This is a genomic window from Anaerolineales bacterium, assembly GCA_030583885.1.
Classification (GTDB): domain Bacteria; phylum Chloroflexota; class Anaerolineae; order Anaerolineales; family Villigracilaceae; genus Villigracilis.
The window spans coordinates 4,300,925-4,316,105 of the sequence record CP129480.1 but is presented as its reverse complement, the minus strand read 5'-3'; the positions used below and the strand labels follow the sequence as shown (position 1 = coordinate 4,316,105).

Annotated in this window: 17 protein-coding genes; 7 read left to right on the top strand and 10 right to left on the bottom strand. The window is 50.2% G+C overall.

Annotated elements, in window-relative coordinates; genetic code table 11:
* Positions 1 to 446: 446 nt before the first annotated feature.
* From QY332_21660 to QY332_21630, 7 genes are all read right to left on the bottom strand, one after another.
* Positions 447 to 1,034 (bottom strand): JAB domain-containing protein, encoded by a 588-nt coding sequence (locus QY332_21660; GenBank protein ID WKZ36218.1) that lies wholly within the window; start codon positions 1,032 to 1,034, stop codon positions 447 to 449.
* A 72-nt stretch (positions 1,035 to 1,106) separates the two neighbouring features.
* On the bottom strand, positions 1,107 to 2,276 hold the full coding sequence (locus QY332_21655) for a hypothetical protein (protein WKZ36217.1): 1,170 nt from the start codon (positions 2,274 to 2,276) through the stop codon (positions 1,107 to 1,109).
* A complete protein-coding gene (locus tag QY332_21650; protein ID WKZ36216.1) occupies positions 2,273 to 2,443 on the bottom strand; it encodes a hypothetical protein in 171 nt (56 codons plus the stop codon). Before QY332_21650 ends, QY332_21655 begins: the two co-directional genes overlap by 4 nt.
* A 60-nt stretch (positions 2,444 to 2,503) precedes the next feature.
* Positions 2,504 to 2,914, bottom strand: a complete 411-nt coding sequence (gene ssb / locus QY332_21645; GenBank protein WKZ36215.1) for a single-stranded DNA-binding protein — start codon at positions 2,912 to 2,914, stop codon at positions 2,504 to 2,506.
* A 34-nt stretch (positions 2,915 to 2,948) separates the two neighbouring features.
* Complete coding sequence (locus tag QY332_21640; protein ID WKZ36214.1) at positions 2,949 to 3,089, bottom strand: hypothetical protein; 141 nt, start codon at positions 3,087 to 3,089, stop codon at positions 2,949 to 2,951.
* Between the two features lie 80 nt (positions 3,090 to 3,169).
* The gene (locus tag QY332_21635; protein ID WKZ36213.1) at positions 3,170 to 4,180 is read right to left on the bottom strand and encodes a toprim domain-containing protein; all 1,011 of its coding nucleotides are present in this window, start codon (positions 4,178 to 4,180) and stop codon (positions 3,170 to 3,172) included.
* A 219-nt stretch (positions 4,181 to 4,399) separates the two neighbouring features.
* Entirely contained in the window at positions 4,400 to 4,630 is a 231-nt protein-coding gene (locus QY332_21630; GenBank protein ID WKZ36212.1) for a hypothetical protein, read from the bottom strand.
* 799 nt (positions 4,631 to 5,429) lie between these two features.
* Here QY332_21630 and QY332_21625 point away from each other — a divergent pair.
* The 6 genes from QY332_21625 (at position 5,430) to QY332_21600 (ending at position 11,285) form a co-directional block, all read left to right on the top strand.
* Entirely contained in the window at positions 5,430 to 6,371 is a 942-nt protein-coding gene (locus QY332_21625; protein ID WKZ36211.1) for a hypothetical protein, read from the top strand.
* A gap of 163 nt (positions 6,372 to 6,534) precedes the next feature.
* A complete protein-coding gene (locus QY332_21620; protein WKZ36210.1) occupies positions 6,535 to 7,050 on the top strand; it encodes a hypothetical protein in 516 nt (171 codons plus the stop codon).
* Positions 7,044 to 7,949, top strand: a complete 906-nt coding sequence (locus QY332_21615; GenBank protein ID WKZ36209.1) for a hypothetical protein — start codon at positions 7,044 to 7,046, stop codon at positions 7,947 to 7,949. Before QY332_21620 ends, QY332_21615 begins: the two co-directional genes overlap by 7 nt.
* A complete protein-coding gene (locus QY332_21610) occupies positions 7,949 to 9,310 on the top strand; it encodes a ParA family protein (protein ID WKZ36208.1) in 1,362 nt (453 codons plus the stop codon). Before QY332_21615 ends, QY332_21610 begins: the two co-directional genes overlap by 1 nt.
* Positions 9,311 to 9,336: 26 nt before the next feature.
* Positions 9,337 to 10,761, top strand: coding sequence for an ATPase, T2SS/T4P/T4SS family (locus QY332_21605; protein ID WKZ36207.1), 1,425 nt, complete (start codon positions 9,337 to 9,339; stop codon positions 10,759 to 10,761).
* On the top strand, positions 10,761 to 11,285 hold the full coding sequence (locus QY332_21600; protein WKZ36206.1) for a hypothetical protein: 525 nt from the start codon (positions 10,761 to 10,763) through the stop codon (positions 11,283 to 11,285). Before QY332_21605 ends, QY332_21600 begins: the two co-directional genes overlap by 1 nt.
* 58 nt (positions 11,286 to 11,343) lie before the next feature.
* Here QY332_21600 and QY332_21595 read toward each other — a convergent pair whose 3' ends face one another.
* Both QY332_21595 and QY332_21590 read right to left on the bottom strand, forming a co-directional pair.
* Positions 11,344 to 11,640, bottom strand: a complete 297-nt coding sequence (locus tag QY332_21595) for a hypothetical protein (GenBank protein WKZ36205.1) — start codon at positions 11,638 to 11,640, stop codon at positions 11,344 to 11,346.
* Positions 11,637 to 12,725: a hypothetical protein gene (locus QY332_21590; GenBank protein ID WKZ36204.1), complete on the bottom strand. Its 1,089-nt coding sequence runs from the start codon at positions 12,723 to 12,725 to the stop codon at positions 11,637 to 11,639. Before QY332_21590 ends, QY332_21595 begins: the two co-directional genes overlap by 4 nt.
* Positions 12,726 to 13,277: 552 nt before the next feature.
* Between QY332_21590 and QY332_21585 the strand changes: the two genes are divergently transcribed.
* A complete protein-coding gene (locus tag QY332_21585) occupies positions 13,278 to 13,553 on the top strand; it encodes a hypothetical protein (GenBank protein WKZ36203.1) in 276 nt (91 codons plus the stop codon).
* Positions 13,554 to 13,910: 357 nt separating this feature from the next.
* Here the strand turns inward: QY332_21585 and QY332_21580 are convergent, their stop codons facing one another.
* Complete coding sequence (locus tag QY332_21580) at positions 13,911 to 15,173, bottom strand: hypothetical protein (GenBank protein ID WKZ36202.1); 1,263 nt, start codon at positions 15,171 to 15,173, stop codon at positions 13,911 to 13,913.
* Positions 15,174 to 15,181: the final 8 nt, after the last annotated feature.

Below are 15,181 nucleotides of genomic sequence, written 5' to 3'. Positions count from 1 at the left end.
CGGCATGTGGTCGCAAGCTGACCTACTCCCTTGCGGGAGAACTACGCATGGTTCCCAAGTTCATGTAGATAGCGTCTTCCTATCGCGGTAGGTTTGGTCTGTACGCCTTGCTCGGCTCGTTGCCTCGCTCGTCATCGGGGAAGACCAGATTATTCTGGAGTGCTGGCTTCCTATCCATCAGAGATTATGTTCATCCTAGCGAGATGAACAATCCGATGACTACACCCTCGCCCTAACGTAAAGCGGGTGTTCCAACCTGCGGCGCTTCAAACAACCATTTCTTTTCGTAACCGTGGCGATAGTCTGGCTAGCAGCCTCGGGAAGAGTAGGGCTTCCCTTGCCACATTGTCGAGGGAGCTTCAGAAGCGATTCTGCTTCGGGTCTTCGCCCCTGTCCCTCTAGCCACTCTGCACACTCCGTGCAGGGTTCCGCTTGGAACTTTCTACCTACATGCTTCTTGGCGCACCCGAGGGATGGTTATGAATCAAAATCAAGGCGGAGGCATGGCGGCTGATTGCGGCTTGAAAGACCTCGCCCACCCGCACCTGGGAGGAATTAACTGATCCCTGATACACCTCCACGATCTCCAGCACGCGGTTGCGGCGGTCCAGCAGGATCGTTCTTAAATGTTCCTTTTCGAGCAGCGACATTTCAGCCTGCACCAGTGCAGCAGCATCGGCTGGTGAGTTGATTGCCGTTCGTTCATCACCCGGCATACTCAAACGCAACCCCAGATTGAGCGCCGCCTTGATGCGGATGGCGGTTGCCTGATGGATGCCTTTTACTTTGGCGAGTTCGGAGGGATGCGCCTGGTACAGACGGCGGATATCGCCATCGAAACGCGCCAGCAGCGCCTGCGAGAGTTCGATCTGTTTCTGCCCGCCGATCACTGCCGCCACGAGTTCGGTGATGTTACAGGCATTGGCATTTTGAGTAATGCGGTAGGCGGGCTGTTCACGCAAAGGCATGGTCTTGAGGATGGGTTGCTCGTAGGTGGGTGGAGGTTGAAGCAGCAGGGAATTGTTGTCGTTCATGGGACTCCTTGGAAATAACAGACGGCATGGAGCGATTGGCTCCATGCCGTCTGTGTGGAAATGATTCTCCGGTTATGCCATTGCCATTTCAGGCAGGCTGATGGCGATGGCTTCATCTTCGGGGAATGGATCTTTGCTACCTTCCACCATCATCGGCATGATGACTGCCGTGAAACTGCCGGCTTCCACCAGGATCGGCTTTGTGCCATTCGTGATACGCATGACCAGCTCACCCTTGCAGGCTTCCACCGCGCGTTTCAAAAAGGTGGCAGACAACCAGGCTTGGGCATCCTCACCGCTGGCAGTCCCTTCCAGAATGTTGCGACCTTGCCCGGTCTCTGTTTCCGCTGACGCGATCTTGGCTACGCCGTTAATTGCCTTGATGAAAGTGCTTTGGGTCCCCATCGCATTGACCATGCGAATGGATTGCATCAGGCTCGGTTGCTGGATCTGAAGGACGGCAACAGCGTTCTTTCGCGCATCCTCGATCAGGGTCTTGATCTGCTCAGACGGGAAGTTGCCGTCTGCAGTGACAGTTGCCAGAGTCAGATCTTTGGAGTCATTGGGGTTGGTGATCTGGAAAATGTAACGGTTCTCACCGGATGTACACATGCACACCGTGTCGCGATCATCCACCAACGTAGATAACAGACGCGCACTGCTCAAAGGGAGAGATACGGAGGTTGGTTCCGTAGGACCTTCGATGCTCTCCAGCACAAGACCCGCTGAATATCCATCGGCGGTCTTGGCCATCACTGTGTCGGAGTTGAGGATCAGGTGAACGACTTGCAGGACGGCACGTGAGTCATCTGTGGAGGCGAAGGGTAGCGCACGCATCAGACTGCGGAAGATGGTTCCCGAAAACGTGGCAACCGTTTGAATGCTTTCCTCACCGATCACCGGCAGGGGTTCATCCACAATGCGCAGACTGGTGCGATTGGAGTTTCCCTGTTGAATGACCAGGGAAGTCCCATCCACATGCAGGCGGATCTGCCCCGCCAGAGTCTCCACTACGGCTTTCAGGGTGGCGGCGTCCACACAGATGGATAGTTCTTCACTGCAATCCACATTCACAGTGGAACGCGCGGCGGTCTCACCGTTGAAGCAGGAGAGGTGTAGGATGCCGTCCGTATGCACATCCAATCGAACGAGGGAAAAGGCTGCCATCAGGGTGCTCTTCGTGCTGGCGCGGGTGACGGCATTCAATGCCGAGTGAAGCAGATCTTGTTGAATTGTGATCATGGGTTGGGTTCTCCTTTTTGCTGTTCCAGATAGTCCTGCAGGATCAGGACATCCAGGTAAATGTGGTTCGTGCGTTCGTCAGGCGAAGCATTTTCAAAGTGGGATCCTTCGTCCTGCGCGAGATAATCGAGGACGCGGGAAAGTGAGCGAAGTTGTTCAGCGTTCATTCAGTGATCTCCAAAAAACGAGAGGCTGCCCAACAGGACAGCCTCTTGTGATTTGATGGGCTAGTACGGAATGTCATCCTCAGCGGTATCTGCTTGCGCGACAGCAGGCTCATTGTTCTTGTTGTCCAGGAAATGAATCTCCAAGACTTTGAGTTCATAATCCGCAGCCGCTGTGCCATCCTGACGAACCCAGATGCGTGGACGACCCGTGGCTTTGTCCGGTGTCAAACGACCTTCGACCAGGACCTTGCTGCCCTTTTTCAGGTACTGATTGCAGACCTCGCCCAGTTTGCCCCAGGCGGTGCAACGGAACCAGGTTGTGATCTTGATGGTCTCACCCTTCTCATTGTTGTACTGGTCATTGGTCGCGACATTGAAGGTTGTCACGGCTGTGCCTGATGGGGTGTAACGCATTTCCGGTTCACCGCCGAGGTGACCGACGAACACGGATTTGTTGTATTGCTTTGACATGAGAGTCTCCTTGTTCTGATTTTGTTTTTTGAAATTACTTGCAGATGTCGTGCAGGCGCTGGTCCACCTCATACTCGCCGGAGGCAATGTATTGAATGAGTCGGATAACGAACCAGACCGCCCAGATCAGGATCAAGGTGGCGATGATGGAAGCGAAGATGGTAAGAGCAGACATTTTGTTTTCTCCTTAGGAAAATGAAAATCGGGGAGCGATGTTTCATCGCTCCCCGATTCAGGGAATGGTTGCATTTGAATTTACAGAATGGACGGCCACCATCCACTTAGGATGGCTTCGTCGGGGTCCAGTTGATCGGGAGGTCGCAGGGTGCGTACTTTCGCACCGCCGTGTCGGATGGATGCCGATACACTTTGCGCCCATTCGACACCAGCTTTATCTGGGTCACGCAGTAAAAGATAGTCGTACTGCGGATGTTCGCGGAACCACTGGTGCATTTTGGCGGAGGGACTGGCGCCGTTGGTGTAGACCGCAACCGTGTCGGTTTCGCGTCCAAGCTGATGAAGTTTTTGGGCGGTGATAAGCATATCGAACAGCCCTTCCAGCACAATCAACGTGCGTGTGCTATTGGTGATGCGCCAGCCTCCCAGAGGTTGAACACGGTTGCCCCAGGTCTTGTGATTCTTGATCGGCGTGAAGTTGCGTGTGCCTTTGGGAAGTTGTTCCTCCGGGATATAGCGCACGTTCATCACGGCTGGCTGTGTCGGCGGATCTGCATACACCACACCGCCGGCCCACAACCAGATCCCATCACGGCGCACCATCATCGATTGTTTTGCGGCTTCAATGATCTCGCGATGAACCCGTGGAATAGGAATGCCATAGCCTAGCCCGTAGACCAATGCGGTATAGGGCGTCACGCCGCGCCCTGCCAGATAATCCCAGGCAGGCGAACGTTGGACGATGGAACGCGCTTCCGACACGGCTTCATCGAGCAACTGCACCTGTGTCGGCGGGCGTTTGGGGCGTGTCGGTGTGGTTGCCGATACACTTGGCTTCCATTTGGCATCCCCTTGTGGGACCTGACCCAGCTTTTTTTGTAATGACTTCAACGAACCGCCACTGGCGCCACAGCGCAGACACTTCCAGTATCCGCTCTGCAGATTGACACCGAAATTGGGTTGCCCACCCTCCCCTTCCCGACTCGCGTCGTTATGGAAGGGACACCAGAAGATGGCCCAATTGCGATGATCCTCCACTCGAACCGCCGTTCCCAAAATTTCTTCGGCGGCGGACAGGATGTTTTCCATGTGCTTTTCTGCGACCTCCTTTTCGTCTGACTATTTGCCGATACAGTGTGCGATGGCAGCCATAAGGACCGTGAGCCAGTGATGAGGCTGGCTGGCGGCGATGGCGACCAGGATGAGAAGCATTGCGAAGGTTCTCATGATCTATCTCCTTGTTTGGATGGATTAAATAGTCCCAGGGAGAAGGCATGATCACGCATCCGCGCAGTCCAGCATTTCGGCTCATTCCACCTCCACGCTGGCCCAACTGGGCGCGGTGGTATACACGGCTGCATCTTCGTGCAGCAGTGTAACGTCGGCGGTATACAGGTAGTCCCCTTGCTGTCGTCCGGCGGAGGCGGCGACGTTGATCGCCTTGCCATTTACGATCACCATGCGTTCATTGGCTGGGAGCGGAAAAGGCGCGTAAATCTTGACGGTTTTTACGGTTGTGATATGATCGGGCTTGTACATTTTCAGTACCTCGAAACCGTCCAGCCACTAACTGGGCGGTTTCACTTTTTATCTGCCGGGCCTCTCACCCCGGCGAGTCCTCGCTGTCTTGTGCCCCACGTTAGTGGGGTAAGAAACGAAAACGGGCGTTGGCATGGGAAGTCCATGCACAACGCCCGTTTGTGTTGAGGGGAGTATTCAGTTTTGGGGTTGGTTCGATCTGCCTCCTATAAGGGTTTCAAGAGAACTTTTGATACCGACACACCCATGAAAACCATGATGTGTGTCGGTATTGACATAGGGCTTGTTGGGGACGGTTGAACCTGTTCTAATGGGTTCCCATTTTCCAAGCGTTTGTTATTTCTTTCAGTGAGTTCATGCAAATTTCCAAACAAGTCTGTTTCGTACATGGGGAAAGTGGATGATACGGGTGAATTGATTTGGGGATGTTGAATTTGGGCTCCTTTCGTTGAATGGATGGTGGGGATTGGATACAACAGCAGAAGCCCGGCGGTTTGCCAGGCTTCTTGAAGAGAGGGATGGATTGTGGAAAATAGGAACAGTGCGGATTATATGGAGTTTGAGAAAACTGTCAAAGCACGTAGGCGGCAGATATTCCCCTTGCATATCATTGTGCGACCTGTAAAAACGCCCCTATTCCCTACGGGTGAACTTGTGTGTGGGGACCGGGAATTGCAACCACAGGATGCCATCGGACACATCAATAATTCCCTTTCCGGGGGTTATTCGGAGGCGACACGTTCCTCATACCCCCTGACAGCCTTTCGTATCATCGCGCAAAAACGAAAAAGGATACGAAATGGACACCAAACAAGAATGGAAAAAACGCTTTACATGGATCGTGCTTCTGGTTTTGACGCCGGCAGTTTTATTCGCTGGACTTAACTTTCAGCAGTTGGTTTCCGCCTGGACAGTCCGGAATGAAACCCAGCGGCTTGCGAAGCTGGCGGGAGATGCACCGGATGATTTTGAAAATCCTGCGCCACTCACTGAGGATTTCGAGGAGGGTCTTTCCACGGCATTTTGGGATTTCACGATCATCAATGGCGCCGGTCAGGTCTCCAATGAAACCGCCTGGCACGCAGCGGAAATGGAGATCGATCATCAACTCACCCTCCGGCATGTGCAGGATCCGAAGTTTGAAACCGAAAGCTCGAAATGGCAGGAACCTTCCAGCGGGCAATACAACAATGTCACGTTGATTGGCGGCAACGGGTTTCAACCCACTCCTTCGAGCGATGTGGTTGTGGAGTTCAAAAGCAGGGTGGATGAGAATTTTTATGGAACGGCAGGTGTCATTCTACAGCCGGTCGGAACACTTCAGGCAGATGGAATGTTTGCCCTGCCATTCGATATGTTCGGTTTCTCTGTGATCGGCAGCGAGTCCACAGTCAACGGGATCAATGGTCCGATTTGTTATCTGGCGTTGAATTGGGCACCCGTCGAGGTCCAAGCCTTGAATGTGGACCCGGAAGTATGGCACACCTATCAAATCCGCCTGCATCAAGTCAGCCGGATCAAATGGACGGGAACCGTGTCGGTGGATGGGTCGGATCTGTGTCGGATGACGATGCCGGCATTTGGACCGCTGGAGATCCAGGTCTGGAGCGACAATTATCTGGTGAACACCCAGCCGCAGCGATGGTGGCAGATTGCAACGGTTCTTGAGTTGGGTTTCCAGGAGGGTGGGAACAAGGAGTTTCATCTGGATGACATTCGTATCTATGAAGAAGTGAAGTAAAAATCACGTAATGAAAAATACGCCCGGTCGTGAACCGGGCGTATTTTTGTGGGAACGGTAAGCGACACATGCAACCCACCTTGTCCTCCTGAACAGTATAGTCACGCCCATGAGTGAGTCGTACCAGTCCAAACAGGAACGCCGGCAACGGTTGTTGGAGTCAATGCCTGAGGGGCTTCGTCCACATGTTTCCGTGCGCAACATCGAAGCCGTGGCAGCGCTTTCCCCACAGGCACAGACTCGTTTGCTGGAAGCCGTTCAAGCCGGGCTCAAGCGATTGCCGCGTGCCATTGAACAATTACGCGCCGACCCGCAGACTTCTGTTGCAGACCTGCTCGCCCCTCCTACACAACCTGAAACAGAACTACCTGCACAGAACCACTCTGCATCCATTGGACAGGAAGTGGCGGATTTGATCCAGGAGTGCTTTCCGGATATGCCGCGCCTGTCGGCGGAGGCGCTGGCAGATGCGGACGTGATGCAGGTCGTGCGCTCCGTGGCAGAGACCCATCAGCAGGTATTCAAATCGGATCACATCAAAACGGATTTCGTCATGCTGACTTTGTATGGATTGATGCGACAGACACTCGAACGACTCGAAGAGATCATTGAAGAAACCCCTGCCTTACGGCAGGCTTTTGAAAAAAACAACGAATGGAGAAAAGAAGAAACATGTTGAAACGTATTGCCTCAACCGGCGTGAACCTGGTGGTGCTGGGCGTGTCAGTTGGAATTTTTTTGGTGGCGTTCATCGCCCTCAATGCCCTCGGTGCGGCACAAAAGCCGCCTACCATTTCTGTGTTATCCGCCACGCGTGACTTAAACATCGGCGACGTCATTATGGCAAATGACCTGGCGGTCAAGACCGTCTTTCAGGATGACAACGCAAGTTTATACATTCCCGGTGAGGAAGTGACCGGTGTGGTCGGCGGTGTGGTGGCTCAACCCATCTTCAATGGACAACCTATCTTTCGTTCGGCGATTTTGGCACAGGCGGCAGAAGGCACAAGGCTCTCGGCTGTGTTGGCTCAATTCCCCGGACATAGTTTGTTCCCCCTGCCATTGGACGCGATGAATTTGGTATCGCCCGATGCAGAAGCCTTCCTGCCCGGCGACCTGATCGGCGTGACGGTCGTGATCAGCACCCGCCCCCAACAAATGAGCACACCGACCCCGATGCCGGAACTCGTCATTGATCCGGGATATGTGGAACCAACCATTCAACCCTCCCCGCTTGAGTTGGAACAGGCAGATGCCATCAACCGTTCCTTCCCGCCGCTTGCCAAGGATCTGTTCCCGATGGGTGTGCGTGTGATCGCGGTACAGGGACTGCCACAACAAACAGAGTCCTCTGAAGACAGTGGTTCCTTCAATCTGGATACCCAGCCAAAGATGTTGATCCTGCTCGTGCCGAATGAAAGTCGCGAAGTGTTATCACTTGCCCTGCAGCAGGGAGATCGTTTGGTGGTCTCACTCATGGCACGTGGTGATGAGGTACCAAGCGCCGGCTTTACCTATTGGGACTTCGAAGACTTGTTCAAACAGGATCGCGAAGAAGTCCTGGGAGGAGGACAGTAATGCAAGTATTGTTACTCGGTGCAGGGACAGTCACCTCGCGTTTGAACATGCAGCTCGCAGAACAAGGTCATTCTGTTATCGCTCAGATCGCAGCCTTTACCCCGCAGCATATTGATCTGTTCGATTTCCGTGCCCTGGTGGTGGTCTCGCCTGAGTCTTCGGTCTCGCCGGAGAGTCTGGTCAAGGCTGCTGAACGTGGCAAACTGATCTTCGTGGTCGCTGGGGTCGGCGATGGCATGGCGTCTTGGGCGAATGGTGTGGGCGTGCCTTCGATTGCCTATCCACCCTCGGATGTGGATATCAATAAGTTGTATGAAGAGATGCGTAGGGCAGATGCCGGCAATCTCGCGGCGGACGATCAGTATCGCAGAGCGGTGCTTGGCAGTGATATGTCAGCTCGCATTCAATCCGGGATGGCGGTGAGAAAGATTGCCATTACTTCACCAAAAGGTGGCACGGGTAAGACCACTGTGGCAGTCAATCTTGCGGTTGCATTAGCCCTCAGCGGAATTACGACTTATCTTGTGGATGCCGATGGCAACGCCGGTGCGCTCCAATATCACATGCGCATGGAGCGGGTCAATACCACCATGATTGGCTTGTTACGGCGTGAGATCGCCAAAGCCAGTAAAGGAGTCATGAGTGATGTGGCATCCGGTGCGGCGTATCTGAATGCATTTACCCCGTTGGAAAACCTGCCGACCCTGCGAGTCCTGCCCGGTCTCATTACCGATGATCTGGGCGATGAAGTCCTGCAACAGGAAGCCAAGGTCGCGGAAGTCATTCAAGGATTGTATGAAGCTGGTGTCGCCGCAGGTGGTGTGGTCATCATGGATGTGGGCATCAATCCTGCGCATGTCGTGCATCGTGCCGCCTTGAAAGCCGCCGAAGGCATTGCGATTGTGATCAAGCCGGAAATTCCCGATCTTGCAGAAACGCGCCGCTGGATCGCAAGGATGATCAACTCACTGGCAAGTGTGGTCGGCAAGGGCAGCGCGCATGAATTCGTCGGCAGCCGCGTCAAGCTATGCTACAACCAGGTGGTTGGCGATGGCTTCAAGGCGGCGCATAAGATGTTGCAACAAGCGCTAAGTGAAGACAAGATCGAACTGGCATTAATCCCCAATGGCATCATTCCGATTGTCGATCCACGCCTCGCTGCCCAAGCTGTGAACTCGGATCGGCGTGAGGATGTTTTGATCTGGCGGTACAAGAAAGAGAAGTTGGAGGAGCTCGGACCGTTCGCTGATTCATTACTTGGCTTTGCCTCCCATTTTGTACCAGCGGTGCGTGAAGGCGCATCCCGGATTGGGTTATTGCCGAACGCTCCCAAAAAGCGCGGCTGGTTCGGGAAGGGATAGCCATGTTCGATATTGCTGGAAAAACAATGAAGCCCGTCTCGGAGGTACGATCCTCGGATGAGATGGAGCGCTGGTGGAATGTTCTTGCTGAGGAAGGACGTGCAAAGAAGGCAATTGAGTCGTTGCAGAAGAGTCTGACCTCCACAGAGATCGAAGTGCTGGCTCGTCAGGTCTTCGAGGAAGTGAGTCTTCGTGCCGTCGATGCGGGCGTCTCTTTACCCAAGGAATACATCCTGCGGCTGATCGGGGAACTATCCGGCATGGGTCCTTTGCTGGAACTGATCGCCCGTTCTGATATTGAAGACATCGCCATCAACCTGGGACATATCTATGTGTACACGACATCAAATGGTTGGGAACATGCGGGTCCTGCACCGGATGGGATCGGCGACGCATTGCGCGTCATGATCGACCGCGCCGGACAACGCGCACCAACTCCCGATTACCCGATTGCGGATGCCATGTTGCAGGTCATGGTTCCGCTGGTGGATGGAACAGTGCGGAGAAAAGGTGTGCGTATCAACTATGTTATGCCACCCGCTTCGCCTTATGGCGATACGATCACCTTACGTGTCTCTAGCTATCGTACAGCATCTGACCTCACACATGGAAGTCTTGCTTTACTTTGCCAAAATAGACTCCCACCTGTCCCACGTCCAAAATTCGACCCGAAAGATTTCCCGCGTGGCAATGGCATTCTCACCCCCGAAGCCGCCAATTACTTGTTGAGTGTGATGGTGCATGGTGGGACGCTCGTCATCGCCGGCACAACCGGTTCCGGCAAGACCTTTGTGGGGCAGCGTATCCTGCAGGAAATGCTGGACTATTACCCGCGTGGTGCGATCCGTTTGTTTATCGTGGAGGACTCGAACGAGATTATCCTGAACGGCTGGAATGGCGATGGCAAAACCGATACAGGCAACATCATCTACACTGTAACCCGTCCTGAAATTCGCGGCGGTCCGCCGCCCGTCACCATGTATGACCTGATCCGTTCAGCCTTACGTTCGCGTCCGCATGGCGTCGTCATTGGTGAAGCGCGTGGTGCGGAAGCCTGGGAATTGATCCGTGCCGCAGCGACCGGACATGGACATTCTGCCTTCACCATCCATGCCACCAGCGCCGAGCATGTCTGGCCGCGCTTTTTGCAGGTGGTACAGGCGCATCCTGATGCGGCACGCATGTCCGAGATCCAGATCGCGCAGTCCTTTGCGGAAGCCGTGACCGCAGCCGTGTATATCGAGCGCAATCCGCAGCATGGACAGATCGTGCGTGAGATCGTGGAGGTATCCACCATCGTGGAACGCTCGGCTGCGCGCCCTTCGTTTTCCCCGTTGTTCAAGTATGAAGCCGGCAAGGGGTTGATGCCAACAGGCAACCGTCCCATGCGACCGGGCTTTCGTGCCAATGACTTGAACATCCCTGAGTCCATTTTCAAGGCAGGGTTGTAATGGCGGAGCAGACCATTGGTTCGACGAGAACCTTTGTATTGGCAAAGGGCTTTATACAGGTCGGCAATCACTCGGCTTTGATGGGTGAAGATGATACCAAGCGCTTATTTGCGGAAGTGTATGCCGACCCGGATCGCCCCGATGTGCGAACGCAGGAGGCATACAAGGCGATCCTGTCTTCCATGCAGCCAGGCTGGACACTGCGCGTTTTGCAATTGTTCTGGCCTGATCCCGAACCGAGGTTGGAGTTCCAGAAACAGGCAGGCCAATGGAAGCGACCTGAGATGGAAGGCTTGGATATCCTGTATCAGGGACTGACCTTGGCAGTGCAGGAGTATCCACTCCCTTTTGTACGTCGCACTGTATTCGAATTTGTATTACCAGGCGATGAAGGCATCGCCTGGTGGGAAGGACTCGTGGGATTATGTGCCGGCTTTGGGTTGCGGATTCGGTATCTGGATCAAAATGCAATTGAAGGCTTGACCCGCTGGGTGCTCAATCCAAATTTGGAATATCAACCTTGATGACACTCTTTTGCTAATGCATATTAAGAGATTAATAAATTGTCTTTATCTTAATAATTTATTCAGCTAACCAATCTATGATTGTTAGGTCACCTGAAATATTAAGATCGAAAACTTGCAAATCCTCAACATTTACAAGCAGAATAGTATTTATTGCAGTTTCAGGTTTAAAAGCATTTATAGCAAGCCAATTACTATTCGGGCTCCACGCAAGATTCTGCCCTCCAATATCCCACTCTGCTATCTTTTCACCATTCCGATTAAAGATAAAAGTTCTAAGTTGCGGTGTTAAATCTTCGTCTGAACTTTCAATTGTTGTAAATGCTAACCATTTACTGTCCGGACTCCAAGTCATAAAAAATCAGGCCATCTGTCCCATGCCGGAAGTGCCCCCATATACGCTCCCGGGCTATAAACATAGAAAATTTTTGATGAGTTCATTTCAAGGTCAAAGACAATTACACCTATGTCACCAGCCTTTCCTATATGACTTATCCAAGCAATTTGTTTCCCATCTGGAGACCATCTGGGATTTATCAACTCTGGACCATCTTCATGTACAGGTATCTCAGTCAATAACGGCGAGTCACTGTTATTGACTGGGAAAAGAGTAATATTTGTTTTTGTTTTTATGTCATAGATATGCCCCCCATCATAAGCAATAAGTTGCTTATCAGGAGAAATTGCGGGTGGCGTCAGAACACCACTTACCTGATCTATAAAATCTTGCTTTTGGTTATTAATAAATAATATTGTTGGAAAAAGTGAACAATTTCCATTTTCCGTATGGCATTGTGCTTGAAGGGACGCGTTTTGATGTACTTCATTCCTTCTGGAGCCAATAATCATAAAGTTTGGCATTTGCCAATTTGAAATGCACTTCCCAGGGTAAATATCAATGCATGTTTCGTGAATATCAAGAGTTTTCGAAAGGTTGGTTAGCTCCTCCTTTTCAATATCAAATACAAACACATCATCTAATTGGTCATTTCCACAACCAAAAAAGGATAGTAACTTGTCATCTGGCGACCAAAAAGGATCCCGTTCCCAACATTTTTCTGTACTGGTTACAGGTTTCTGATCGCCGCTTTGCAAATCTAACAGCCAAATATCAAGTTCTTTTTCATAGGCAACAAAACGATTATTATTTGAAATAGATAGGTTGTCGCCATTGATTGGAATTTGAATTGATTTACCCTGAGCGGCTGTAATCCATAGATTTTTTCCACAATCGCTCTTGCAGTTTTGAACAAAGACTAAACCGGGTTGAGGTGCCATTTCGGGAAATACAAATTCAGTATCTGTTGGGTCGCTTGTAACCTGGATTACTTGCGGCGATACGCCAGTAATTGCGGGGACAGGTGTAGAATATTGAACAGATTGAGTACATGAAACAATCACTAGAGTCGCAATCAGGTAGATATAAATTTTGGAAACCATGAATTTTGCACCTCGTTATTGGGTGGGACAACTTAGCATGTTTGTATCATTTACAGTCTGGTATGGATAATTGTTCACAACATTTTTTGAAAATTCGACAAGCGCATGATGTTGATTTTTGTAAAAAAAGTATATTCCTATCCAGTAACATTCATTTTCAAAATATGCAGATTGTTCATATAATACTTTGCCATCGTTTGGTCCATCGTGTGGGTTGTTTGGATCATCGTATGCTGGGTAGGTAGTGATATCGAAGGCATCTAATGCGCCTAACTCAATAAATCGTTCTTCGGTGAGACTGGTAATGGCGGAATTCTATGTGAGTTTCAGGAGCCTGCTCCTGTCTCTAAAATTTCATCCCCCCCTTGGAGGTAACGCAATGCGTAAGATCTCGAGGTTCGTTTTACAAGTTACTCTGCTCGGATTTGAAATGTTGTTGCTTTTCGTTTTGCGAGATCGTGCATCTGTCACTAAACACGAACGTCGTTGTCCGCACGGGACTGTACGACTCGCGCACCGGGGCAGGTCAGCATACCTAAAACCTGAGGGCACATGGACATGCCGCCTGTTTCAATATCGATGAATCCGTTAGCCTCGAACCTGGCTGACGTTGCCCAAGGTTTGCTCAACTTAAGATTGGAAATCGGAGGGAATGGTTACACCTCACATCCCATTTTTACAGCTCGCTTGCCGCTTGAGATGACCTTCACGGTCAATTTTAAATATGCAGTGTCTATGCACGGTCACTTTGCGTCGCCCGATATGAAAGGCATCGTTGTGGCAAGCAAAACCGTCGCTTCGATCAATAGAGGCGTAAGAGCTAGATAGACTCTTTCCTACATTATTTGCGAGAGAAGCTGATTTGCTTCTCTCACAAAATCAACCTTGGATTTCACCACTCTACGGAGCGCTTTGGTAATGCCCAACTTTTCGGGATAAGTTCTCTGTTTTTGTGATGTAGAATTTCCTTTCGCTGGTGTTATGGTCAAGTAATGAGTTGGTGCAATAGAAAGTGAAGTAATCATGGCTTGTACTTACACAATTGCGTCATCCGCCACGGCTTTTGTATCTTCATCCTACGCTGAGCGAAGACTTCATTTGATTCATTAATCAAGTTTAGTCGATCAGCATATCCACTGCACGCTTCCCAAGTACGAAAACTCAGATGATGGTAGTTGCTTTTTATCACCATGTTATAGTAATAATGATTGGACCAAAATATTTATTCGAGTTTGAAATATAGTCACCAATGGAACTGGGATATTCTACAACTTCTAGGTTTCCATTTTCTACGTCTAAAATATTAATTGTTGGGATATTAGGTGACTTATCATCAATGCTAACACACAATATTTTTTTTCCGTCATCTGACCACTGCCAACTTAATATTTTCCCTAGCAATTTTGAGGCGTTCAAAATGGTCTCCCCATTTCTTGCATCTACTATTATTAAGCCAAATGGGTTTTCTGAACTTATTTCTCTTGTGGCAATCCATTTGCCATTTGACGACCATGCAAGAGGGGCCTGATATTTCCCCGCAGATGAGGATGGTAGAAAATATCCATCACTGAAAGTCTCTGTATCAACTATGTAGAGACTTAAATCAGGGTTTTCAGATTGCTTTCCAAGGATTATCAGACGCTTGCCATCTGGTGACCATGATGCCCCAAAAAACTCTTTAATTATTTTGTTTGCACCGATTACATCTATTTGCTTTTCAGGATTGTTGATATCTACAATCTTTAGTTTTTGTGAATTATCATTTAGATCAAATGAAATCACAGAAATTAAGCTACTACTAGGCGCCCAAGAAGGATTTGATCCATCTGTCAGAGTAGTAAAACTTTCATCACTATTATTCCATAGCCACACTTTATGATATTGGGTTCCCGAATTGCTGGTTTGTTGTTCGTCAAATGCTAGATAATTTGCGCTAGGTGACCATTTTAAATTACTGAAGAGCCTTTCAGTATCAATGGTTGAAACAATAGAAAGTTTGTCTAATCGCATTATTTTGATACTAGATGTGCCCATGCAATAATTTCCTGGACACCACTCATAACTTTCTTGCCATGCAAGAAGGTTACGATCCGATGATAAGGATAAATCAGATATCCTGATTTCAAATTCGTCAAAATCCATCATCCCTTTGTCCTTTACTTTCTCAACAAGATCAGGGGAAACATCATTTGAGTGTGAGGCCTGTAAAAGTGAAATCCCTACGGGCGCCTCATAAATCATTGTAGGCTCGCTTTCATCAAGAGGAACGGACCAAATTTGGTTGACATCACCCAAATACTGGATATATACAACTTTCTTGTCGGAATTCTTACCAAATGGGGCAGTTAAGCCTTCAAACACTTTTATCATGACAAAAGATGATATGCTGACAGCCAATATTAAAAGGCTGACTACTAAGATCGCTTTTTTTCTATTTGTCTTGTCCATAGAAGTTG

What these genes read in the sequence shown, in the direction of transcription:
- QY332_21660 (WKZ36218.1), bottom strand. Translation starts at nt 1,034, where the DNA reads ATGAACGACAACAATTCCCTGCTGCTTCAACCTCCACCCACCTACGAG.
- QY332_21655 (WKZ36217.1), bottom strand. Translation starts at nt 2,276, where the DNA reads ATGATCACAATTCAACAAGATCTGCTTCACTCGGCATTGAATGCCGTC.
- QY332_21650 (WKZ36216.1), bottom strand. Translation starts at nt 2,443, where the DNA reads ATGAACGCTGAACAACTTCGCTCACTTTCCCGCGTCCTCGATTATCTC.
- ssb (WKZ36215.1), bottom strand. Translation starts at nt 2,914, where the DNA reads ATGTCAAAGCAATACAACAAATCCGTGTTCGTCGGTCACCTCGGCGGT.
- QY332_21640 (WKZ36214.1), bottom strand. Translation starts at nt 3,089, where the DNA reads ATGTCTGCTCTTACCATCTTCGCTTCCATCATCGCCACCTTGATCCTG.
- QY332_21635 (WKZ36213.1), bottom strand. Translation starts at nt 4,180, where the DNA reads ATGGAAAACATCCTGTCCGCCGCCGAAGAAATTTTGGGAACGGCGGTT.
- QY332_21630 (WKZ36212.1), bottom strand. Translation starts at nt 4,630, where the DNA reads ATGTACAAGCCCGATCATATCACAACCGTAAAAACCGTCAAGATTTAC.
- QY332_21625 (WKZ36211.1), top strand. Translation starts at nt 5,430, where the DNA reads ATGGACACCAAACAAGAATGGAAAAAACGCTTTACATGGATCGTGCTT.
- QY332_21620 (WKZ36210.1), top strand. Translation starts at nt 6,535, where the DNA reads ATGCCTGAGGGGCTTCGTCCACATGTTTCCGTGCGCAACATCGAAGCC.
- QY332_21615 (WKZ36209.1), top strand. Translation starts at nt 7,044, where the DNA reads ATGTTGAAACGTATTGCCTCAACCGGCGTGAACCTGGTGGTGCTGGGC.
- QY332_21610 (WKZ36208.1), top strand. Translation starts at nt 7,949, where the DNA reads ATGCAAGTATTGTTACTCGGTGCAGGGACAGTCACCTCGCGTTTGAAC.
- QY332_21605 (WKZ36207.1), top strand. Translation starts at nt 9,337, where the DNA reads ATGAAGCCCGTCTCGGAGGTACGATCCTCGGATGAGATGGAGCGCTGG.
- QY332_21600 (WKZ36206.1), top strand. Translation starts at nt 10,761, where the DNA reads ATGGCGGAGCAGACCATTGGTTCGACGAGAACCTTTGTATTGGCAAAG.
- QY332_21595 (WKZ36205.1), bottom strand. Translation starts at nt 11,640, where the DNA reads ATGACTTGGAGTCCGGACAGTAAATGGTTAGCATTTACAACAATTGAA.
- QY332_21590 (WKZ36204.1), bottom strand. Translation starts at nt 12,725, where the DNA reads ATGGTTTCCAAAATTTATATCTACCTGATTGCGACTCTAGTGATTGTT.
- QY332_21585 (WKZ36203.1), top strand. Translation starts at nt 13,278, where the DNA reads ATGGACATGCCGCCTGTTTCAATATCGATGAATCCGTTAGCCTCGAAC.
- QY332_21580 (WKZ36202.1), bottom strand. Translation starts at nt 15,173, where the DNA reads ATGGACAAGACAAATAGAAAAAAAGCGATCTTAGTAGTCAGCCTTTTA.